Below are 22,120 nucleotides of genomic sequence, written 5' to 3'. Positions count from 1 at the left end.
CGTGTCCCTGGTCAAACTCCAGCTCAGCGACTTTCGCAACATTCAGCACGCCAATCTCGCGCTGTCTCCCGGCCTCAATATCCTGGTCGGGAGCAACGGCAGCGGCAAGACCAGCGTGCTGGAAGCCATTCATTACCTTGGTCTCGGCCGCTCGTTTCGTACCCATTTGACCGGGCGGGTCATCCGCCAGGGCGAGCGGGCCTTTACCCTGTTTGCCCAGTGCGAGCTGGAGGGGCGTCAGGTGCCCATCGGGCTTGCCAAGGACAAGGGGGGCGAAACCCAGCTCAAGATCGCCGGTGCCCAGGCCCAGCGCCTGGCCGATCTGGCGGAGCTGTTGCCGGTACAGTTGATCCACCCCGATGGTTTCAGCCTGCTGACCGGTGGGCCCCAGGCTCGCCGGGCCTGGCTCGACTGGGGTGTTTTCCATCAGGAGCCGACCTTCTTCTCCCTCTGGGGGCGGGTGCGTCGGCTGTTGAAGCAGCGCAATGCCTTGCTGCGCCAGAGCACCCAGTATCGTCAACTGGCGTTCTGGGATCAGGAGCTGGTGCGACTGGGCGGCGAGCTGGCGGGGTTTCGCGCCAGTTATTGTCAGGCCATTACGCCCCTGATCAAGGAGATGACCGCAGATTTTCTGCCGGAGTTCGATATCAGTCTTGGATTCTATCGAGGCTGGGAAAAAGACATTCCCCTCGACGCATTGCTGGAGGCGGGGTTCGAACGGGATCGTTCGCTGGGGTACACTGGGGTCGGTCCGCAGAAGGCGGACGTGCGGCTCAAGGCGAACGGTGTCCCCGCGCAGGATATTTTGTCCAGGGGTCAGCTGAAGTTGCTGGTCTGTGCCATGCGGCTGGCCCAAGGGCTCTATTTGAATCAACATAGCAGCCGCGGCTGTATTTTTTTAATTGATGATTTTGCCTCTGAACTGGATGTCGACAAACGTCGTCTGCTGGCTGCAAGGCTGAAGCAGTGCGCGTCCCAGGTGTTCATCACCGCCATCGATACCGGTCAGCTCGCAGACATGATGGATGCGAGTGACTGCAAGCTGTTCCACGTGGAACAAGGCAAGATCTCCGAAACGTTAGAGAAGGCAGAGAGTAAGCTATGAGTGAAAATACTTACGACTCCTCGAATATCAAGGTGCTCAAGGGTCTGGATGCGGTCCGCAAGCGCCCGGGGATGTATATCGGCGATACGGACGATGGATCGGGCCTGCACCACATGGTGTTCGAGGTCGTCGACAACTCCATCGACGAGGCTCTGGCTGGCTACTGCTCCGATATCCAGGTCAAGATCCATTCCGACGGCTCCGTCTCCGTGCGCGACAACGGTCGCGGCATTCCGGTGGACATCCACCCGGAAGAGGGTCGTTCGGCCGCTGAAGTCATCATGACCGTGCTGCACGCCGGCGGCAAATTCGATGACAACTCCTACAAGGTGTCCGGCGGTCTGCACGGTGTGGGCGTCTCCGTGGTGAACGCGCTTTCCGACAAGCTGCTGCTGACCATCCGCCGCAACGGTCATGTCTACGAGCAGACCTATCACCTGGGCGAGCCGCAGGCACCGCTCAAGCAGATTGGTGACAGCACTGGCACCGGGACCGAAGTTCGCTTCTGGCCGAGCCCGACCATCTTCAGCGACACCCTGTTCCACTACGAGATCCTGGCCAAGCGTCTGCGCGAGCTCTCCTTCCTCAACTCCGGCGTCTCCATCCGTCTGATGGACGAGCGTGATGGCCGCGAGGCGCACTTCTGCTACGAAGGGGGCATCAAGGCCTTCGTCGAGTACCTGAACCAGAACAAGACCCCGATCCACCCCAAGGTGTTCCACTTCACCACAGAGCAGGACGGAATCGGTGTCGAAGTCGCCATGCAGTGGAACGACGCCTATCAGGAAGGGGTCTACTGCTTCACCAACAATATTCCGCAGCGGGATGGCGGTACCCACCTGGTGGGCTTCCGTACCGCGCTGACCCGGACGCTGAACAACTACATGGACAAGGAGGACTACAGCAAGAAGGCCAAGTCCGCCGCCAGTGGTGACGACGTCCGTGAAGGTCTGATTGCCGTTATCTCCGTCAAGGTGCCTGACCCTAAGTTCTCCTCCCAGACCAAGGACAAGCTGGTCTCGTCCGAAGTGAAGACCGCCGTGGAACAGGCGATGGGTGAGAAGCTGGCCGACTTCCTGCTGGAAAACCCGGGCGACGCCAAGATCGTGGTCAACAAGATCATCGATGCGGCCCGTGCCCGTGAAGCGGCCCGCAAGGCCCGCGAACTGACCCGCCGCAAGGGCGCGCTGGATATCGCCGGTCTGCCCGGCAAGCTGGCGGACTGTCAGGAGAAAGACCCGGCGCTCTCCGAACTCTACATCGTGGAAGGGGACTCTGCTGGCGGCTCCGCCAAGCAGGGTCGCAACCGGAAGAACCAGGCCATCCTGCCCCTCAAGGGTAAAATCCTGAACGTGGAGAAGGCCCGTTTCGACAAGATGATCTCCTCCCAGGAGGTGGGCACCCTGATCACCGCTCTGGGCTGTGGCATCGGTCGCGACGAGTACAACCCGGACAAGCTGCGCTATCACAACATCATCATCATGACGGATGCGGACGTCGATGGTGCGCACATCCGTACCCTGCTGCTGACCTTCTTCTATCGTCAGATGCCGGAAATCATCGAGCGTGGCTATGTCTTCATCGCCCAGCCGCCGCTCTACAAGGTGAAGAAGGGCAAACAGGAGCAGTACCTGAAAGACGAAGACGCATTGTTGCAGTACCAGACCGCCATGGCGCTGGACGGTGCGACCCTGCACGTCAACGAGTCTGCCCCGGCCATCGGTGGCGAGGCGCTGGAGCGTCTGGTCAACCAGCATCGCTCCGTGACTCACCTCATCACCCGCATGTCCCGCCGCGCCCCGGAAGCCGTGCTGACCCAGCTGATCTATCAGCCTGAGTTGAACGAAACCCTGCTGGCCAGCGAGAGCGATCTGCAGACCTGGTGCCAGAGCATGGAAGCCGTGCTCAACGAGAGCAACCACGGTATCCAGTACCAGATGCAGGTACGCCGCGACGAGGAGCGCAGCCTGTTCGTGCCCCACGCCGTGGTACGCCAGCACGGGGTCGACCGTGAATATCCGCTGAGCTATGACTTCCTGCAATCCTCCGAGTACCGTCAGCTGGTCTCCCTGGGCAAGGAGATCGCCAACCTGATCGAGGAAGGCGGTTACATCAAGCGTGGCGAGAAGGTGAAGCCGGTCGCCAGCTTCGTTGAAGCGGTCGAGTGGCTGATGGGCGAAGGCAAGCGTGGCATCTACATCCAGCGCTATAAAGGGCTGGGGGAGATGAACCCGGAGCAGCTGTGGGAAACCACCATGGATCCGGAAGCCCGTCGCATGCTGCGCGTCACCATCGACGACGCAGTCGGCGCCGACCAGCTCTTCTCCACCCTGATGGGTGACGCCGTAGAGCCCCGTCGCGACTTCATTGAGACCAACGCCCTGCGGGTTGCCAACCTCGACGTCTAACAGACGGTCCGACAACCATCAAAAGCCGCTCCTCGTGAGCGGCTTTTTGTTTTCTGGGGCAAGGAAAAGGGCGCGTTCCACGTGAAACATGTGAGACCTAGACTCTGTCACCGCGAAAGGTGCGGCGCCACTCCCGCGGCGACACCCCGAAGCGGGTGCGAAAGTGCTTGCGCAAGATGGTGGCAGACCCGAGCCCCACCAGTTCGGCGATGCGTTCCACGGTGTGGGAGCTGGACTCCAGCAGCGTCTGGCTGCGGCGCAGGCGCTCCGACATCAGCCACTCCCCGAGGGAGAGACCGGTGGCGAGCTGGAAGCGGCGGCTAAAGGTGCGTCGGCTCATCATGCAATGTTCCGCCAGGCTGTCCAGGGTGTGGGGCGCGGCCAGGTGCAGGCGAAGGTGATCGAACAGCTGGTTGATCCTGGCATCCCGGGTGGTGGCGGGTACCGGCTGCTCGATGAACTGGGCCTGGCCACCCTCCCGGTGGGGAGGTACCACCAGCCGCCTGGCCAGCTTGTTGGCAATCTGGCTGCCGTGATGCTGGCGAACCAGATAGAGGCAGCAGTCCAGGCTGGCGGCGGTGCCAGCCGAGGTGATGAGCCCGTCGTCGTCGACGTAGAGGGCATTGGTATCGAGCCGCACCCGGGGGAAGCGCTGGACGAACTCCTGTTCAAATTCCCAGTGGGTGGCGGCACCGCGCCCGTCCAGCAGGCCGGCATAGGCCAGCACATAGGTACCGAGACAGAGCCCCACGATCTGGGCTCCCCTGATCCGGGCGGCAACCAGGGCATCGAGCAAGGGTTGGGCGGGGCGCTCGGCCGGATCGCGCCAGAAGGGGATGATGATGATATCCGCCTCCAGCAGACCCTCCAGGCCATAGTCGGCCTCCATGCGAAAGCCCTGGGAGGAGGCGGGTTGCCGCGTGTCATCCCCGGCGCAGAGTCTCAGCTCGAACAACGACTGGCCCGGCATCATCTTGTCGCCAAAGATGAGGCAGGGCACCGAGCAGTGAAAGGGGCTGAAGCGATCGAAGGTGATGACGGCGACGATGAGGGGACGGGGCATGGTGGCAAACTCCTTTGCACTCGGATCCTCATCATACGGGGCAGCAACAGAAAGCCGAAGAGCCATGTGGTGCCCGGCCCCTCGCTCAGAGCACCATGGTGTCGCCATCCTCGGGCACCCTTACCCGGGCGGCCATCCCCTGGCTGTCCAGGTAGTCGCGCAGCTCCCGCCGGGACAGCAGGGCATGATTGACCGCCTCCATGTGGCTGGCGATCAGGGTGGCCTGCGGGGCGGCCTGATAGACGGCGGCCACATCCTCCTTGCCCATGATGATGGCGCCCAGACCCGTCACCTGGGCATCACCGCAGTTGAGGACGACAACCTCGGGTTGGTGCCGGTGCAGCGCTTGTTCAACCTGGGCATTCCAGACGGTGTCGCCAGCCAGATAGAGGGTCTTTTCGGCGGGATGGGAGAAGACCACTCCGCTGACCTCGCCAAGGCGATCCCCCAGCAGGGCCATGATGGTATCGCTGCCGTGCCGGCCTGCCGTCTGTTGCAGGCGGATGCCGGCGAACTCGCCGACCTCGCCCAGCAGGCGCACATCCTCGAAGCCGCATCTCCTCATGGTGTCGGCATCTTTCTGATGCTGCACAAACAGGGGAAGGTGCCTGGGGATCTTCGCTTTCGCGACATCGTCCCAGTGATCCAGATGGTCATGGGTGACAATCACCGCATCCACCTCCAGCAGGGTCGCCATGGGCAGCGGCAGCTCGACCAGGGGGTTGCGAAGATGGCTGTTGGCCATGCCTTCGAAGCCGGGATAGCTCCCCTTGGGGGCCAGCATGGGGTCGATGAGGAAGCGGGTTCCTGCGTAGTGGATGAGCAGGGTGGCGTTGCGAACCTGGGTAATCTTCATGGCGTGCTCCAGTTTCTCGTTGGGGACACGGCCAGTATGGAGGGATGAGGGACGGATCATGAGTGGCCCGCAGGCCTATTATCGATCTAATCGGGCCATTCTTGATGGCCTGCATTTCTTTTGTTTTTACCCCTTGAAAGCCAAATGCTGGCCCCTATATAGATAACAAGGCCGGAACGCTCGACAGAGGTTTCGACCAGGCGCCCGTCCATCAGGAGGGCAAACAATCCGTTATCGCTCACAAGAGGGTAATACTATGCGTTCTATCGACTTTTCTCCGCTCTATCGTTCTGCCATCGGTTTCGATCGTCTGGCCACTCTCATCGAATCTGCCGCCAGCAATGGCAATGCCGGCTATCCCCCCTACAACATCGAGCAGCTGGGTGACAGCGACTACCGCATCAGCATGGCGGTGGCGGGCTTTACCCAGGAAGAGCTGGAGCTGAGCTTCCAGGAAAATCTGCTGACGGTGAAGGGCAGCAAGCAGGCCGACACCGAGCGCAACTACCTCTACCAAGGCATTGCCGAACGCGGCTTCGAGCGTCGCTTCCAGCTGGCCGACTATGTGCGGGTGAAGGGGGCCGACCTGAAGAACGGTCTGCTGCACATCGACCTGGTGCGCGAAGTGCCCGAGGCGATGAAGCCCCGCAAGATCGAGATCAACGGCTGACAGCCTGACCTCGTTGCATTGCTGATGTTTCCCGGGTGCCGATGGCGGGCCCGTGGAGAGTAAACCCTGTTGCTTTATAGAAGGATAGGATCATGCGTAACCTCGATTTTTCTCATCTCTATTCCAATGCCGTCGGCTTCGAGCGGATGGCCCGCGAGCTGGAAGGCCTGTTCGATCAGAAGACCTCGGCCTACCCCCCGTACAACATCGAAAAGCGGGATCACGACAGCTACCTCATCACGGTTGCCGTGGCCGGTTTCGATCGCAATGAGCTGGAGCTGGAGACCGAAAACGGTACCCTCAAGGTGAAGGGGCGCAAGGTCGCCACCATGGGCGAGCGCCAATTCCTCCATCAGGGGATCGCCGAGCGGGACTTCGAGCTCGCCTTCAAGCTGAGCCAGCACGTGGAAGTGCAGGGGGCCAGGCTGGAGCACGGTCTGCTGACCATAGAGCTGGCCCGGGAGCTGCCGGAAGCGCTCAAGCCCCGTGCCATCCCCATCGGCAAACCCGATCAGCTGGCACTGCCCGGTTAAACAACATCGCTGACCACCTGATAGAAAAGAGGCCTGCATCTGCAGGCCTCTTTTTTTCATGCCGAAGGGGGAATCAACCGGCGTAGAGGGCGTTGATCTCGTCGGCCAGGATGGCGATGCCACGACGCACCAGATCTTCGCTCTGGGCATAGTTGAGGCGGATGCACTCCTGGCTGTGGCGCCACTCGGGGTCGTCGATGCCGGGGAAGAAGTAGTGGCCGGGCACGATCAGCAGGTTCTTCGCCTTCAGTCGCTCATACAGCTCCTGGCAGTGGATCGGCAGGTCTTCGAACCAGAGCCAGAGGAAGAGGGCACCCTCCGGCTTGTGGATGTGGAAGCGCGGATCCGGAATGGCCTCGCGCAGCAGCTGGACCGCGAAGGTGGCTTTCTGCTGGTAGAAGGGTTTCACCACCTGTTCGCTCAGGGTGATGATATCTCCGCTCTCGATCATCGGAATGGTGATGGCCGGACCCAGGCTGCCCGGCGCCAGATTGATGATGCCGCTCAGGTTGGTGATGGCCCGGATGATCTTCTCGTCGGCGATGACGATGCCGCAACGGGTGCCCGGCAGGCCGAGCTTGGAGAGGCTCATGCAGAGGATGGTGTTGGCGTTCCAGAACGGCTTGGCGTCGCTGAAGATGATGCCGGGGAAGGGCACGCCGTAGGCATTGTCGATGAGCAGCGGGATCCCTTTGTCACGGGCGATCTGATCGAGGTGCTCGATCTCCTCGTCGGTGAGCACGTTGCCGGTGGGGTTGGTCGGCCGGGAGACACAGATCACCCCGATGTCGTCGCCCACCTGCAGGCTCTCGAAATCCACGTGGTATTTGAACTGGCCGTCGGGCAGCTTCTCGATGGTGGGCTTGTAGGCGACGAAATGATCGTCCGAGAGGGCCGAGTCGGCATAGCCGATGTATTCGGGGGCCAGGGGGAACAGCACCTTCTTCTTGCGACCGTCGGCGAACTCGCCGGCCAGCAGGTTGAACAGATAGAAGAAGGCGTTCTGGCTGCCGTTGGTCAGGGCGATGTTGCGGGCGGAGATCTCCCAGCCCAGCTCCTTGCTGAGCAGGGCGGCCAGCGCCCTGGTAAACCTGTCCTTGCCTTGGGGGCCATCGTAGTTGGCCATGGCCTTGATCAGTTCGCCGTTGCCGAGCAGGGTATTGGCCTCGGCCTGAAAGCGTTCCAGCATGGCGGGGATGGGGGCCGGATTGCCGCCTCCCAGCATGATGGCGTCGGGATTCAGCAGCCCTTGATTGAGGTCGTCCATGAGTTGGGTAATACCGGCGTGGCGAGTGAACTTCTCGCCGAACAAGGAGAATTCCATTCGGTGGCAAATCCAGAGTCAGTTAAGGGGGGAGCTAGCACCATAGCTCACTTCAAAAGCGGGTGTCGATCAAAAAAACGGGGCGTTTCACGTGGAACAGGGTTGCCATGATGGAGGTGGTAAAAAAAACCATTTATAGGTTTTAAAATAACCAATATTCGATTCAGGAAGGGGGGTGGCAGCATCAAAAAATTATTTATATCAATAAAATCATGCTGTTATAAATCTGGCACAACTATTGGAATAGCTATCTGGTCATCTCAACCACACCGGAGCACGCCAGATGAAGATCCTGATCGCTACCCTGATTGCCAGCAGCCTGAGCCTGAATGCCATGGCCGCCGAGAACCCCAGACCCGAGCTGGACAGCGCCGCCCTGCAACAGGAGATGCTGGCCTTGCAGCAGCAGGCCTCCCATGACGTGGTGGCAGAGGCCATCCACAACCTCAAGCCGCTGGCCCTGGAGACCCTGGTGGTGGAGGCGAGTTCGGCCGATGCGACTCACCCCGAGAGTTGAGGTAGCGCAAGGGGGTCTGCCCCGTGTGCTGCCTGAAGAAGGCGATGAAGGCGCTGTCGCTGGCGAACTCCAGCGCAGCGGCCACCCGGCTGATGGGCTCGGCTTCGGCCAGCAGTTCCATGGCCCGAAGCAGTCGCCACTGCTGGCGCCAGGCCTGGTAGCTCATACCGGTCTCCCGCATGAAGATGCGGCCTATGGTCTTGTCGCTGGCACCCACCCGCTCGGCCAGCCGGTTGAGCCGATCGGGCAGGGTGTCACCCCGCTTTATCTCCTGCAGCCAGCCGATCAGACGCCCGTCTGACGGCAGCGGCAACTGCCAGGATTCCCGCGGCGCTTGCGCCAGCTCTTCTTTCAATAATGCCAGTGTGCAGGTTTGCTCTGCTTCCGGCTTGTCCCAGGGCCAGAGCGCCATCCGCTCGATGATCTCCCGCAGCAGCGGGTTGACCGTCAGCACCGCCATCTCGTTTGGCAACGCGGGCTCCGGCTGGAAGTAGAGGGAGCGATAGGCCACTACCCCGCGCATCAATACCCGGTGGGGCAGGCCTGCTGGCAACCAGGCTGCTCGCGTCGGCGGCAGCAGGCAGACCTGATCGTCCAGCTCTATGGTCATGCAGCCTGCCTGGGCGAACAGCAGCTGGTGGCGCTGGTGCTGATGGCGGCCGGAGTCGTGCCAGCCGAGGGCGGCGGCAATACCGATGGCGCTGCCGTCGTGCTGGTCCGGATCAAAGGGGTGATCGGGAAGAATAAAGGCCATGTGTCCGATTCTTGCTGTTTATAGTCCGCCTTATTGTAATCGGACAAGTTATCCCTCTCTAGAATGGCGACCTCTTGTGAAGGAGGTGTGTCATGAACAACAGGTTGCCACCGCGCTGGCTGGTGGTCGGATTGATGATGTTTCCCCAGATAGTGGAGACCATCTACAGCCCGGTGCTGACCCATATCGCCACTGAGTTTCGGGTGAGCGAGGGGCAGGCGTCCCAGACCCTGTCGGTCTATTTTCTGGCGTTTGCGGCGGGCGTGGTCTGCTGGGGCCGAGTGTGCGATCTCATCGGGCGGCGTCCCGCCATGCTGGCGGGGTTGCTGACCTATGGCGCCGGCACCCTGCTGGCGTTGCTGGCCACTCAATTTGAAACCCTGCTGCTGGCCCGGGTCATCGCGGCCTTCGGCGCCGCCGTGGGTTCCGTGGTGACCCAGACCATGCTGCGCGACAGCTATCAGGGCAGCGATCTGGCGCGGGTCTTTTCGGTGATGGGCATCGCACTCTCCCTCAGTCCGGTGCTGGGGCTGGTGAGCGGCGGCCAGTTGGCGAGCGGGTTCGGCTATCTGGGGGTATTCAGCGCCCTGCTGGTGTTGGCAGTCGGATTGCTGCTGGTCACTTGCTGGCAACTGCCGGAAACCCGGCCGGCCATCACCCAGCGGGTGGCACTCTGGCCGCTGGCACAACGGATGGCGCGTGATGCAGCCTTGTGGCGCAGCGCCGCACTGGTAGCGCTGTTCAACACCATGCTGTTTGGCTACTACAGCCTGGCTCCCTTTCTGTTTGCCGGGCTGGGGTTGAGTGCGGGGGAGTTCGGTTACTCCGGCATCGTGCTGGCGCTGGCGACCCTGGGGGGCAGCCTGCTCAACAAGCGCCTGCTGGGGCATGACTGGTCGCCTGCCTCGTTGATCCGGCTCGCTGCCGCGTTGGCGCTGGGGTCCGGCTGGCTGGTGTGGGCCAGTCAGACTTCGCTCTGGTTCCTGCTGCCCATGATGGGGGTGGTGGTGGCGTTCGGGCTAGCGATCCCCAATGTGCTGAGCCAGGCGCTGCTGGCCTATCGGGAGGTGGCGGGCAGTGCCGGGGCCCTGTTCGGGCTCGGTTACTACCTGTTGCTCAGCCTGGGGTTGGCGGTTGCCGCCAGCTTGCAGGATCTCGGGCTGCTGCTCGGGGGATGCGGTCTGCTGGCCTTGTGCTGCGGTTGGCGTCGTTCCACGTGAAACATCAGCTGCCGATAAAACGGTAGCCGATGCCGGCTTCAGTTTCGATCAGGGTGGGTTGCTGGGGGTTATCTCCCAGCTTCTTGCGCAGGCTGGCGATGACGATGCGCAGGTAGTGGGTATCTTCCTTGTGGCTCGGTCCCCAGATGTCGATGAGCAGCTGGGTCTGTTGTACCAGCTTGCCGGGGTGGCACACCAGCGCCTGCAACAGGGCGAACTCCTTGCGGGAGAGGGGGATCTCCTCGCCCTGCAGGGTGACTTTGTGGCTGCTGCTGTCCAGGGTCAGGCCACACTGGGGGAAGTGGCGGCATTCGCCGCTGGTGGCGCCGACCCGCTGGCGCAGCAGCACCCGGATACGGGCCATCATCTCCCCGACGCCGAACGGCTTGCTCATGTAGTCGTTGGCCCCCGCATCCAGCAGCCGCACCTTCTCCTGCTCCGAGTCCCGCGCCGAGAGCACCAGCACGGGATTGGCGTGGTGCTCGCGGATGGCGTGCAGGATTTGGATGCCATCACCGTCCGGCAGGCCCAGATCCAGGATCACCAGGTCGGGGTTGAGGTGGCGATACTGCGCCATCCCCTCGGTGACGCCGACCGCCTCACTCACCTGATGTCCTTCGGCGATCAGGCTGATCCGCAAAAAACGGCGGATGGCCGCCTCGTCGTCGATGACCAGTATGTGAGCCATTCAGCCTCCCGTTTGCTGATTGAAAAGGGCGGCGACCATCAGGCCGCCGGTGCGTTGAGGGCCAGCGGCAGGGAGATGCGCATGCAGGTGCCGTTGCCGTTGGGGCCGGCGAATGCCCAGATGCGGCCGCCGTGGACCTCTATCATAGCGCGGGAAATGGCGAGGCCAAGCCCGGTGCCGCGGCTGCCGCAGTCGCCGACCGGCTGGGTGTAGAACAGATTGAAGATCTTGTCCCGATCCGACTCGGCGATGCCGACCCCGATATCGATGATGTCGATGATGAGGTCTGGGTCCGCCAGCATCACCTTGAACTCGATGGGGGTGCCGGCCGGCGAGTAGCGGGAGGCGTTGTCGAGGATGTTGACCAGCACCTGCTCGATCAGGGCGCCGTGCACATAGAGCCGGGGGATCTGCTGATCGAAGTGCACCAGCAGCTTGTGCTGGCGCCAGGAGGAGTCGAGCCGGCGGCGGGCGCTCTCCACCAGATCCGCCAGGTCGACCCAGTCCCGTTTCAACTGGAAGTCCGGTGAGCCGATGCGAGTCATGTCCAGCAGGTTTTGCACATAGCCGTGCAGGCGGCGCGCCTCGTCCTGCACCGAGTGCAGCAGTTCGATGCGGTCCTCCGCACTTATCCGGTCCCCGTATTCCAGCAGGGTGCTGCCAGCCCCCATGATGGTGGCCAGCGGCGTCTTCAGGTCGTGGGAGACCGAGGAGAGCAGGGCGGCGCGCATCCGGTCGGTCTCCGCCTGCAACTGGCTGTCCGCCAGCCGCTCGTTGAGATCGATCCGCGCCAGGGCGGCGCGGATATCGGTGAGCAGGGCCTGTAGCTGGTGCTCGGCGGCGGAGGTGAGCGGGCTGGCCAGCCGGATGCCCAGCACCAGGTCATCGCCGAGGTGATGATACTGGGCCTCGGCGGCGTTGAGGGTGGCGGTATGGGCACCAGCGCTCTGCTTCTGGGCCAGGCACCAGTCAATGGCGGCCTTGTCGGTCTGGCCCGGCCCGGTCTGGGTGTCACCGGCCCGGTACTGGTAATCCCCATCGAGCGCGAACACGGGCTGCCCAAGGGCGAGGGCGATGGCCTGGGTTCCCTGTCTCAGCACGTCCACCGGGCTGCTGGCGGTGGCCAGCCCCTGGCTCAGGGAGAGCAGGGCGTTACCCAGTTGCTGGGTCTCGCGCAGACTGACCAGTTGCTGACGCTGGCGGGAGGCGAGGCGCCCGGCCGCGATGCCGACGATGAGCAGCACGAACAGGGTGAGCAGGTCGCTGTGGCTGGCCACGCTCAGGGAGAAGTAGGGGAAGGTGAACAGCAGATTGTGGCCGACGAATCCCAGCACGGCGGCCAGGATAGCGGGGACCAGGCTGGTGGTGAGCGCGGTGGCCAGCACCCCCAGCACGAACAGCATGGGCAGGGAGGCGGGGGGCAGCCAGTGGGAGAGGGCCCAGACCGCGGCCGAGGTCCCCCCCATGATGGCCACCGCGAGCAGGCTCTGGCGAAGCTCACCCGGGCCTGCCGTTGGCAGGGTCAGGCCGGGCTTGCGCTTCTCGGTATCCACCAGCGTGATCTCGAATCCCTGCGCCTGTTTGAGCAGGTGTTGTACCAGGGATCGACGCCAGGGCGGGTTGCGGGATTTGCCGAGCAACAATTGGGAGACCTGCTGCTGTTCGGCGGTCTCCAGCAGGGCATCGGCCACGGCCGGGCTGGAGAGGGTCAGCACCCTGGCCCCCAGTTGGGAGGCGAGGGCCAGCGCCTGCTCCAGCTCGGGGGAGCGCTGCCCCCTGCTGTCGATGTGCACCACCAGCCAGGGCAGTTGCCTGCGCTGGGCGAAGCGGTGGCCGTAACGCACCAGGGCGGCGCCGTGCTCATCCCCGATGCAGACCATCAGCTTGCCCCGCAGCGGCAAGGTGGTCTTGCCGGCGGCCTGCCACTGCAACTGCAGATCCCCCTCCACGTGGCTGGCGGCGGTCTGCATCGCCAGCTCCCGCAGGGCGGTCAGGTTGTTGAGGGAGAAGAATGACTGCAGGGCGGCCTTGGCCTGGTGGGGCACATAGACCTTGCCCTCCTTGAGGCGGCCGAGCAGCTCCTTGGGGGGGAGGTCGATCAGCACCAGGCTGTCGGCCTCCAGCAGCACCTGGTCCGGCAGGGTCTCCTTGACCCTGACCCCGGTCAGCTGCCACACCAGATCGTTGAGGCTCTCCAGGTGCTGCACGTTGAGGGTGGTGTAGACGTCGATGCCGGCGCCGAGCAACTCCTCCACATCCTGCCAGCGCTTCTCGTGGCGGCTGCCGGGGGCGTTGCTGTGGGCCAGCTCGTCCACCACGGCGATGGCGGGCTTGCGCGCCAGCAGACCGTCCAGATCCATCTCCTCCAGCCGCTGCTGGCGGTGCAGGTGCAGTGTGCGCGGCAGGATGGCGAGTTTGTCGAGCAGGGCCAGGGTCTCCTGGCGGCCGTGGGTCTCCACCACCCCGATCAGGATGTCGACTCCCTCCCTGGCCTGCTCCCGCACCGCCTGCAGCATGGCGTAGGTCTTGCCGACGCCGGGGGCCGCGCCGAGAAACACCTTCAGCTTGCCCCTGTGCTCCTGCTCCAGGCTCGCCAGCAGGGCGTCTGCCCTCACTTCATCACGCATCCCCGTGCTCCCGTTGCATCGGCCGAACTGCGGCCGTGACCTCATTGCTCATGCTTGTCCCCGTTGTCGAAAGGGAGCCTTCCCGAACGGCAAGGAGCGCCCTCAGGCGCCCTTTTGATGATCGAGTTGCAGGTTCAACTGGAGAATGTTGACCACCTGCGGGCCAAGGATACCAGCTTGTGCCGCCGACTTGACCTGCTCCGTCAACTGAACGGGATCCAGCCCCCGTTGCCCGGCGACCCTATCCACCTGGGCCAGTGCTGCATCGAGGGGCAGATGGGGATCGAGGCCGGAGGCGGAGCGGGTCAGCAGGGCGGGGACCCTGGCTTCCGGCTGCGCCCTGGCCGCCGCTGCGGCAAACTCGGCCCGTAGCGGCGAGCTCATCCCCAGGTTGCTTCCTCCGCCACCTATGGTGGCGAAATCGCTGGCGGAGGGGCGGGAGTGGAAGTAGTCGGCCCGCTCGAACTTCTGGGCTAGCAGGGCGCTGCCGACCACCTGCTGCTTGGCGTTGGTGAGCAGGCTGCCGTTGGCCTGCCAGGGGAAGAGCAGCTGGGCCAGCCCGGTGACGGCCAGCGGATACGCCACCCCCAGCAGCAGGGTCAGGGTCAGCATGGTTCTGATTGCGATCATGATGTGTTTGCTCCAAATGTGTTGGGTGGATGCGGGCCTGCCCCGCATCCGGTGATGCCGTTACACCAGCCCCAGGCCGGTGATGACCAGGTCGATCAACTTGATGCCTATGAAGGGCACTATCAGGCCGCCGACGCCGTAGATCAGCAGGTTGCGGCGCAGCAGGCTGGCCGCCGTTCCCTTCAGGCTGACCCCGCGCAGGGCCAGCGGCACCAGCGCGACGATGATCAGGGCGTTGAAGATGATGGCCGACAGGATGGCGCTCTCGGGGCTGCCCAGCTGCATCAGGTTCAGCACCCCCAGCTGCGGATAGGCGGCGATAAACAGGGCCGGCAGGATGGCGAAGTACTTGGCAACGTCGTTGGCGATGGAGAAGGTGGTCAGGGCGCCGCGGGTCACCAGCAGCTGCTTGCCCACCAGCACCACGTCCAGCAGCTTGGTGGGGTTGGAGTCGAGATCCACCAGGTTGCCAGCCTCCTTGGCGGCCTGGGTCCCCTCGTTCATGGCCAGGCCCACGTCGGCCTGGGCCAGCGCTGGTGCGTCGTTGGCGCCGTCCCCGCACATGGCGACCAGCCGGCCGTCGGCCTGCTCCTGACGGATGTAGGCCAGCTTCTTCTCCGGCGTCGCCTCGGCGATGAAGTCGTCCACCCCGGCCTCGGCGGCGATGGCGGCGGCGGTCAGCGGGTTGTCACCGGTGATCATCACGGTGCGGATCCCCATGTGGCGCAGGATCTGGAAGCGTGCCTTGATGCCCGGCTTGATGATGTCCTTGAGGAACACTACCCCCAACAGCTTCTCGTGGGTGCAGACCAGCAGCGGGGTACCGCCCTGGCGGGCGATGTTGTCCACCGATTTGAGAATGAGCTCGGGCACCGCCTTGCGATCGAGCGAGAGGTAGCGCAGCACCGCGTCCACCGCGCCCTTGCGATAGTGATGGCCGTTGCGATCCAGCCCGCTCAGCCGGGTCTCGGCGCTGAAGGGGATGATGATGTCGCTCTCCAGCTGGCTCGGTCTGGTGTGGCTCTTGCCCGCCAGGGTCAGGATGGATTTGCCCTCCGGAGTGTTGTCGCCGAGCGAGGCCAGCATGGCGGCCTGGGCCAGCAAAGAGGGGTCCACACCGGGGGCCGGGATCAGCTCGTCCGCCATCCGGTTGCCGAAGGTGATGGTACCGGTCTTGTCCAGCAGCAGGGTACGCACGTCGCCGGCGGCCTCCACCGCCCGGCCCGACTTGGCGATCACGTTGAGCTTCACCAGCCGGTCCATGCCGGCGATGCCGATGGCGGAGAGCAGGCCGCCGATGGTGGTCGGGATCAGGGTGATGAACAGCGCCAGCAGATAGAGCCGGGGTACCTGGGTGCCGTTGTAGTCGAGGAACCAGGGCAGGGTGGCCACCACCAGCAGGAAGATCAGGGTCAGCCCTACCAGCAGGGCGTCCAGCGCCATCTCGTTGGGGGTCTTCTGCCGCTTGGCCCCTTCCACCAGGGCAATCATGCGATCCAGGGTACTTTCGCCCGGGTTGTTGGTGATACGCACCCAGATCTCGTCGGAAACGACAGTGGTGTTGCCGGTCACGCCGCTGCGGTCGGTGCCGGACTCGCGGATGACGGGGGCGGATTCGCCGGTGATGGCCGCCTCGTTGACCGAGGCGATGCCGGCGACCACTTCGCCGTCGGCGGGGATCATTTCGCCGCTGCGCACCAGCACCAGATCGCCCTTGAGCAGGCTGGTGGCCGGTACCCACTCGCCCTTGTCATCCTGCGGGCTGGTGACCCGACGAGCCTTGAGCTGGCTCATGCCGGCCTTCAGACTGTCGGCCCGCGCCTTGCCGCGCCCCTCGGCCAGGGTCTCGGCGAAGTTGGCAAACCAGAGGGTGAGCCAGAGCCAGGCGGTCAGCTGCCAGGCCAGAGAAGGAGCGACGCCGGAGAGCGGTTGCCCCAGCAGCGACTCCAGGGTCGCCATCACGGCCGCCAGCCAGAGAGTGAACAGGATGGGGCTGCCAAACAGCGCCCTGGGATTGAAGCGATAGAGGGCTTCCACCATGGCCTGCAGGATCTGTGATTTCTGTTTCTTGCCCTTCACCTGAATGGTGTCGGTGCTCATTGAAGCGGATTTGCTCATTGGAAAGCTCCCTGCATCGAGTAGTTGGTCACGCAGATCAGTCGGAGGTGCAGCATCAGAAGGCTCCTCCCAGCAGGCTCAGGTGTTCCGCCACCGGGCCCAGCGCCAGCACCGGCAGGAAGGAGAGACCCCCCATCAGCAGCACGGTGACGATCAGCAGGGTGATGAAGAGCGGGCCGCTGACGGGGAAGTCCCCCTCGCTTCGCTCCTGACGCGGGGCGCGGGCCAGCTGGCCGGCGATGGCCAGCACCGGAATGATGTAGCCGAAGCGGCCGAGCAGCATGGCCAGCCCGATGGCGATGCACTGCCAGCTGTCGGCGGCGGCAAAGCCGGCGAAGGCGGAGCCGTTGTTGCCGGCGGCCGAGGCGTAGGCATAGATCAGTCGTGACAGGCCATGGGGGCCATCGTGACCGATGACGGTGGCGGAGTTCGGCATCAGCAGGGTAATGCCGCCGATCACCAATACCCCGACCGGCATCACCAGCATGCTGGCGACCACCCACTTCATCTCGGTGATGCCGAGCCGTTTGCCCAGATAGGTTGGGGTGCGCCCCACCATCAGGCCGCACAGGAACACGGTCAGCAGCACGAACAGCATCATGCCGTAGATGCCGGCACCGACGCCGCCGAACACCACTTCACCCAGCAGCATGTTGATCATGCCGACCATGCCGCCGAGGGGGGTGAAGCTGTCGTGCATGGCGTTGACCGAGCCGTTGGAGGCGGCGGTGGTGGCCACTTCCCAGATGCTGGACAGCACGGGGCCGAAGCGACTCTCCTTGCCTTCCCAGTTGCCGGCTTCGCTGGTGAGGTGGGCGAGGGCGGGATCCGGTTTCAGCTCCTGGCCGATGGCGAGGCAGAGCCCCAGCACCAGCATGATGGTCATGGCGATGAGGATGGCGCGGCTGTGGGCCAGATCCTTCACGTAACGGCCCAGGGTGCAGACCATGGCGGCGGCCAGGGTCAGCAGGGCGACCATTTCCAGCCAGTTGGAGAGGGCGGTGGGGTTTTCAAACGGATGGGCCGAGTTGATGCCGAAGAAGCCGCCGCCGTTGGAGCCGAGCTGCTTGATGGCGATCTGGGAGGCGGCCGGGCCGAGCGGCAGCAGCTGCTCCTGGCCTTCCAGGGCGTGGAACGGCAGGTAGGCCGACAGACTCTGGGGCACCCCCTGCCAGACCAGCAGCAGCGCCAGGATCAGCGCCATCGGCAGCAGCACGTAGAGGCAGAAGCGCACCAGATCCTGCCAGAAGTTGCCGAGGTGGGTGGTCTGCTGGCGGGCGATGCCGCGAAACAGGGCGATGGCGACCGCGGCGCCGGTGGCGGCGGAGACGAAGTTCTGGGTGGTGAGCCCCACCATCTGGCTGAAGTAGGAGAGGCTGGCTTCGCCGGAGTAGGCCTGCCAGTTGGTGTTGGTCATGAAGCTGACCGCAGTGTTGAAGGCGAGTTGCCAGTTCAGTCCGGGCAGCTGCTGCGGGTTGAGGGGCAGCAGACCCTGCGCCAGCAGGATCAGGAACAGCAGGCCGAAGCCTGCGCCGTTGAAAGCCAGCAGGCTGAGGGCGTAGGACTTCCAGTCCTGCTCGCGCCCGTCCGTGCCGCAGCAGGCCAGGGTGGCGCGCTCAAGCGGGGCGAGCCAGCGACTCTTGCCTTCAAACACCCGATAGAGGTAGTTGCCAAGCAGAGGCGCCGGCAGCAGCACCAGCAGCACGAACGCGACGGGATAGATGATCTCTTGCCACATATCCGGTTCCTCACTCATGGGTGCGCGCGAGAGCGCGCAGCAGATAACCCGCGAGGGCGAGGACCAGCAGCAGATATAGCCAATTCATAACGACTCCGTTGAGGTAATTAGCGTCAGGGATCGATGCATATCCGTGTCGATCCCATGGGGCTCATTGACGCTGAAAGGGTATGTAAAACGGGCGTAAAGGCGCCATAAAGCCCAATTTGGCTGGCGTAAAATCGGCGTAAAGAAGGCAGGTTTTGTTGGCTGGTGGACAGGCAAGGCACAAAAAACCCGGCCAGGGCCGGGTTTTGGTAGCAAGTGGTGGAAGCTGACCCGATGGTGATGAGGTCAGCTTCAACCCCGCTTATCGCATGGTCACGAACTCTTCCGCGCTGGTCGGATGGAGAGTGGAAACACAGTTGTAGAAGCTGGTCTGATAATGACAGGCCAGCTTCAACCCCGCTTATCGCATGGTCACAAACTCTTCAGCACTGGTCGGATGGATGGCAACGCAGTTGTCGAAGTCCGTCTTGGTGGCCCCCATCTTCATGGCGACGCCGAAGCCTTGCAGGATCTCGTCCATGGCGAAGCCGATGCCGTGCAGGCCGACCACCTTCTCTTGCGGCCCGACGCAGACCAGTTTCATCCGGGTAGGCTGGCGATGCTGGGTCAGTGCCGAATACATGGCGGTGAACTGGCTACGGTAGACCTTCACCTGATCTTCACCGTATTCGGCGACGGCTTCCGGCTCGGTCAGGCCGATGGTGCCGATGGGCGGGTGGCTGAACACCACGGTCGGCACCAGATCGTAGTTGAGGTGCTCGCCCGGCTTGTTGTTGAACAGCCGCTCCGAGAGGCGGCGGCCTGCCGCGACAGCCACCGGGGTGAGCTGGATGCGGCCGGTGTTGTCACCGACGGCATAAAGGTTGGCGACGTCGGTGTTCTGGAACTTGTCGGTGGGGATGAAGCCCTTCTCGTCCAGGGTGATGCCGGTGGCAGCCAGATTGAGGTTGTCGGTGGCGGGCACGCGACCGATGGCCCAGATGAGGCAGTCCACGGTGAGGTGGCGACCATCTTCCAGTTGCAGGGTCAGGCTGTCGTCGGCGTTCTTGATGACGGCCTTGGGAATGGCGTGGGTGTGCAGCTTGGGCCCTTCCTGCGCCATGATCTCCACCAGGGTCTCGTGGATCATGGGGTCGAAGTTGCGCAGCGGCGCATGCTTGCGCACCACCAGATGGGTCTCGGAGCCAAGGGCCTGCATCACGCCTGCGATCTCCACGGCGATATAGCCGGCACCCACCACGGCAACCCGTTTGGGCTGGCTTTGCAGGTCGAAGAAACCGTCGGAGTCGATACCCAGTTCGGCGCCCGGAATGGTCGGGACCTCGGGGCGGCCGCCGGTGGCAATCAGGATGTGATCGGCGCTGTAGTGCTCGCCGTTCACCTCGACGGTATGGCTGTCGACGAAGCGGGCGAAGCCCTTGATGACGGTGATCTGGTTCTTGCCCAGCACGTTCTGGTAGGACTGGTGAATGCGCCCGATATAGGCCTGACGGGATTCGACCAGTCTGGCCCAGCTGAAGTGGTTGAGCGTGGTGTCGAAGCCGTAGTCGGCGCCATATTTCAGGGCATCGGCGATCTGGCCTGCATACCACATGGCCTTCTTTGGTACGCAGCCGACGTTGACGCAGGTGCCACCCAGCTCTTTGGCTTCGATCAGGGCGACTTTCTTGCCGTACATGGCTGCCCGGTTGGCCGAGGCGATGCCGCCGCTGCCGCCACCGATGGCGATGTAGTCAAAATGCTGTGCCATTGCGAGGTTCTCCGCTCGTTAAGAATGCAGTCACAGCATGATGGGGACAAAGCGGCCGGCCCACAAGAGCCGGTGCTCAGTTCTGCTGGATGGGCAGGCGAATGTGGAACTGGGCGCCCTGGCCCGGTTCGCTGGCGCAGTGGATGCGGCCGCGCAGCAGCTGGACCACCAGGTTGTAGATGATGTGAGTGCCGAGCCCGCTGCCACCCTGGCCCCGCTTGGAGGTGACGAAGGGATCGAAGATGCGCGGCAGTATCTCCGGGGGGATGCCGCGGCCGTTGTCACTGTAGTCGATGACCAGCTCGTCTCCCTGCTGCGCCACCTGGATGGTGATCTTTCTGGGCCTGTCCCAGCCATCGAAACCGTGATGGATGGAGTTGAGGATCAGGTTGGAATAGATCTGGGTGAAGCTGCCCGGGAAGGAGTAGATGCTCAGCTTGGGATCGCACTGGATGTCCACCTCGCACTGGGCCTTCTTGAGCTTGTAGCCGAGGGAGACCACCACCTGATGCAGGTTGTCGGCGAGGCTGAAGTTGTAGCGGGCCTCGGAGGACTGATCCACTGCCACCTGCTTGAAGCTGGCGATGAGTTCTGAGGCGCGTCTCAAGTTGCCTTGCAGCAGTTGCATCGACTCGTCGAGATTCTGGGTGAATTCGTTGAGGTAGGTGCGGGAGAGCTGCTTGGCCTCGATATGCTGCTTGAAGTCGGCCACCCGCTCCTGCAGGTAGGAGGAGGCGGTGACGCTGATGCCGATGGGGGTGTTGATCTCGTGGGCCACCCCGGCAACCAGAGAACCGAGCGAGGCCATCTTCTCCGACTCCACCAGGGTCTGCTGGGCCTGCTTGAGATCGTCATAGGCCTTGCCTAGCTGGTCGTTGGCATCGCTCAGGCTGCGGGTGCGTTCAGCCACCTTGCCTTCCAGCTGCTCGTTGAACAGGGTGATCTCCCGCTCCACCTTCTTGAGGGGGGTGATGTCATAGCCAAAGCCGATCAGGTACTTGAGGTTGGGCCCCTCGTAGAAGGGAGCGAAGGTCCACTGCAGTACCAGCTCGTTGCCCTGCTGGTCGTGCATGGTGATCTCCCTGTCCTCCAGGGCGCCCTGATCGGCCAGGGTGGCGGCCAGCTCGTCACGCTGCTCCTTGCTGACGAAGAGATCCAGCCAGTTGTGCTGCAACAGCTCCTGGTGGTGATAGCCGGTCAGCAGGATGGCGGCCGGGTTGATGCTGGCGATGTTGAGATCCGGCTCCATGCAGCAGATGACCATGTTGGCGGAGTTGATCAGGGTGGCGGAGAAGTCCCGCTCCTGCTGGAGCTGATCGGCGGCCTGATGGCGGGCCGTGAACTCGTCGTTCAGCCGGGTGCGCATCTGGTTGAGGGTGGCGGCCAGGGTATCGAATTCGTCAGGGGACTTGCGGGGCAGGGGGCGACCTTCCAGGGTCAGCTCCACCGCGAGGCGATCCAGGCTCAGTTTCTGGGCATAGCTGACGATGCGGTTGATGTGACGGATCACCAGATAGTAGATGATGACCAGGATGCAGAACGAGACGACCAGGGTCTTGATGGTCTGGCTGACCAGGATCAGCACGGATTTCTCGATGAGGCGCTGGTAGACCTGCTCCAGGGAGGCGGCGACGAACAGCTTGCCGACCACTTCCCCCTGGTAGCTCAGGGTGAACTCGCGGGAGATGTCGTATTGGGGCTGCTCCACCCCCTGGGTGAGCAGGGGCACTTCCGAATTGCCCAGCATCTCCTTGACCATGACGAACTGCATGTTGGGCAGGTTCATGATGCCCTCGATCTGCACCTTCACCTGCTCTTCATCCAGATTCCAGAGACTGGCCGAGATGGGTTGCAGGAAGGAGGCTTCGATCTGGCCGATGCTGGCCTCGATGACGGTCACATCCTTGTTGTAGTCCCAGGCGAGCTGAAGCACGGTGATGAGCAGTGCCAGCACCGTACTGCAGATCAGAATGTAGGAAAGCAGACGATAAGAGAGTCCGTTAAGGCCGACGGCCTTGGAGAAGATTCCTGACATGGCGTCCTTGCGGTCTGGATTGAGTGCGGTTTAGTT

General features: G+C 63.3%; 17 protein-coding genes. 6 read left to right on the top strand and 11 right to left on the bottom strand.

The features are described from left to right. Nucleotide 1 precedes the first annotated feature (1 nt). The gene (gene recF / locus C2U37_RS07350; protein ID WP_104452067.1) at nucleotides 2-1,105 is read left to right on the top strand and encodes a DNA replication/repair protein RecF; all 1,104 of its coding nucleotides are present in this window, start codon (nucleotides 2-4) and stop codon (nucleotides 1,103-1,105) included. After that, nucleotides 1,102-3,513 (top strand): DNA topoisomerase (ATP-hydrolyzing) subunit B, encoded by a 2,412-nt coding sequence (gene gyrB, locus C2U37_RS07345; protein ID WP_010672288.1) that lies wholly within the window; start codon nucleotides 1,102-1,104, stop codon nucleotides 3,511-3,513. Before recF ends, gyrB begins: the two co-directional genes overlap by 4 nt. A 97-nt stretch (nucleotides 3,514-3,610) precedes the next feature. Here gyrB and C2U37_RS07340 read toward each other — a convergent pair whose 3' ends face one another. Continuing rightward, nucleotides 3,611-4,576: a GlxA family transcriptional regulator gene (locus tag C2U37_RS07340; RefSeq protein ID WP_103858072.1), complete on the bottom strand. Its 966-nt coding sequence runs from the start codon at nucleotides 4,574-4,576 to the stop codon at nucleotides 3,611-3,613. A gap of 85 nt (nucleotides 4,577-4,661) precedes the next feature. Beyond that, nucleotides 4,662-5,432 carry an MBL fold metallo-hydrolase gene (locus C2U37_RS07335; RefSeq protein ID WP_103858071.1) on the bottom strand — a complete coding sequence of 257 codons (771 nt, stop codon included), beginning with the start codon at nucleotides 5,430-5,432 and terminating at the stop codon, nucleotides 4,662-4,664. A gap of 256 nt (nucleotides 5,433-5,688) precedes the next feature. Here C2U37_RS07335 and C2U37_RS07330 point away from each other — a divergent pair, with 256 nt between their 5' ends. Continuing rightward, nucleotides 5,689-6,102: an Hsp20 family protein gene (locus C2U37_RS07330; RefSeq protein ID WP_010672291.1), complete on the top strand. Its 414-nt coding sequence runs from the start codon at nucleotides 5,689-5,691 to the stop codon at nucleotides 6,100-6,102. A gap of 92 nt (nucleotides 6,103-6,194) precedes the next feature. Beyond that, nucleotides 6,195-6,635 carry an Hsp20 family protein gene (locus C2U37_RS07325; RefSeq protein WP_010672292.1) on the top strand — a complete coding sequence of 147 codons (441 nt, stop codon included), beginning with the start codon at nucleotides 6,195-6,197 and terminating at the stop codon, nucleotides 6,633-6,635. A 73-nt stretch (nucleotides 6,636-6,708) separates the two neighbouring features. Here C2U37_RS07325 and C2U37_RS07320 read toward each other — a convergent pair whose 3' ends face one another. Further along, nucleotides 6,709-7,959, bottom strand: coding sequence for a valine--pyruvate transaminase (locus C2U37_RS07320; protein WP_103858070.1), 1,251 nt, complete (start codon nucleotides 7,957-7,959; stop codon nucleotides 6,709-6,711). 283 nt (nucleotides 7,960-8,242) lie between these two features. On the opposite strand from C2U37_RS07320, the gene C2U37_RS07315 reads away from it, so the two are divergent. Then, a complete protein-coding gene (locus tag C2U37_RS07315) occupies nucleotides 8,243-8,476 on the top strand; it encodes a hypothetical protein (protein WP_041214189.1) in 234 nt (77 codons plus the stop codon). Here C2U37_RS07315 and C2U37_RS07310 read toward each other — a convergent pair. Continuing rightward, complete coding sequence (locus C2U37_RS07310) at nucleotides 8,406-9,230, bottom strand: AraC family transcriptional regulator (RefSeq protein WP_103858069.1); 825 nt, start codon at nucleotides 9,228-9,230, stop codon at nucleotides 8,406-8,408. The genes C2U37_RS07315 and C2U37_RS07310 overlap by 71 nt on opposite strands. Before the next feature lie 92 nt (nucleotides 9,231-9,322). Here C2U37_RS07310 and C2U37_RS07305 point away from each other — a divergent pair, with 92 nt between their 5' ends. After that, nucleotides 9,323-10,450, top strand: a complete 1,128-nt coding sequence (locus tag C2U37_RS07305) for a multidrug effflux MFS transporter (RefSeq protein WP_103858068.1) — start codon at nucleotides 9,323-9,325, stop codon at nucleotides 10,448-10,450. Between the two features lie 4 nt (nucleotides 10,451-10,454). On the opposite strand, the gene C2U37_RS07300 is transcribed toward C2U37_RS07305, so the two are convergent. From C2U37_RS07300 to C2U37_RS07265, 7 genes are all read right to left on the bottom strand, one after another. After that, complete coding sequence (locus C2U37_RS07300; protein ID WP_042879730.1) at nucleotides 10,455-11,138, bottom strand: response regulator; 684 nt, start codon at nucleotides 11,136-11,138, stop codon at nucleotides 10,455-10,457. Between the two features lie 38 nt (nucleotides 11,139-11,176). Beyond that, a complete protein-coding gene (locus C2U37_RS07295; protein ID WP_010672298.1) occupies nucleotides 11,177-13,765 on the bottom strand; it encodes a sensor histidine kinase in 2,589 nt (862 codons plus the stop codon). A 102-nt stretch (nucleotides 13,766-13,867) separates the two neighbouring features. Further along, the gene (locus C2U37_RS07290) at nucleotides 13,868-14,395 is read right to left on the bottom strand and encodes a potassium-transporting ATPase subunit C (protein ID WP_103858067.1); all 528 of its coding nucleotides are present in this window, start codon (nucleotides 14,393-14,395) and stop codon (nucleotides 13,868-13,870) included. A gap of 60 nt (nucleotides 14,396-14,455) precedes the next feature. Then, nucleotides 14,456-16,513, bottom strand: coding sequence for a potassium-transporting ATPase subunit KdpB (kdpB, locus tag C2U37_RS07285; RefSeq protein WP_103858066.1), 2,058 nt, complete (start codon nucleotides 16,511-16,513; stop codon nucleotides 14,456-14,458). Between the two features lie 55 nt (nucleotides 16,514-16,568). After that, on the bottom strand, nucleotides 16,569-18,251 hold the full coding sequence (gene kdpA / locus C2U37_RS07280) for a potassium-transporting ATPase subunit KdpA (protein ID WP_103858065.1): 1,683 nt from the start codon (nucleotides 18,249-18,251) through the stop codon (nucleotides 16,569-16,571). A 448-nt stretch (nucleotides 18,252-18,699) separates the two neighbouring features. After that, nucleotides 18,700-20,049, bottom strand: coding sequence for a glutathione-disulfide reductase (gorA, locus tag C2U37_RS07270; RefSeq protein WP_104452066.1), 1,350 nt, complete (start codon nucleotides 20,047-20,049; stop codon nucleotides 18,700-18,702). A 76-nt stretch (nucleotides 20,050-20,125) separates the two neighbouring features. Then, nucleotides 20,126-22,084, bottom strand: coding sequence for an ATP-binding protein (locus C2U37_RS07265; protein WP_010672308.1), 1,959 nt, complete (start codon nucleotides 22,082-22,084; stop codon nucleotides 20,126-20,128). Nucleotides 22,085-22,120 lie beyond the last annotated feature (36 nt).

It is taken from the genome of Aeromonas sp. ASNIH1 (assembly GCF_002934285.1).
Classification (GTDB): domain Bacteria; phylum Pseudomonadota; class Gammaproteobacteria; order Enterobacterales; family Aeromonadaceae; genus Aeromonas; species Aeromonas caviae.
The sequence above is the reverse complement of the archived record's forward strand: the minus strand, read 5'-3'. Positions and strand labels throughout refer to the sequence as shown.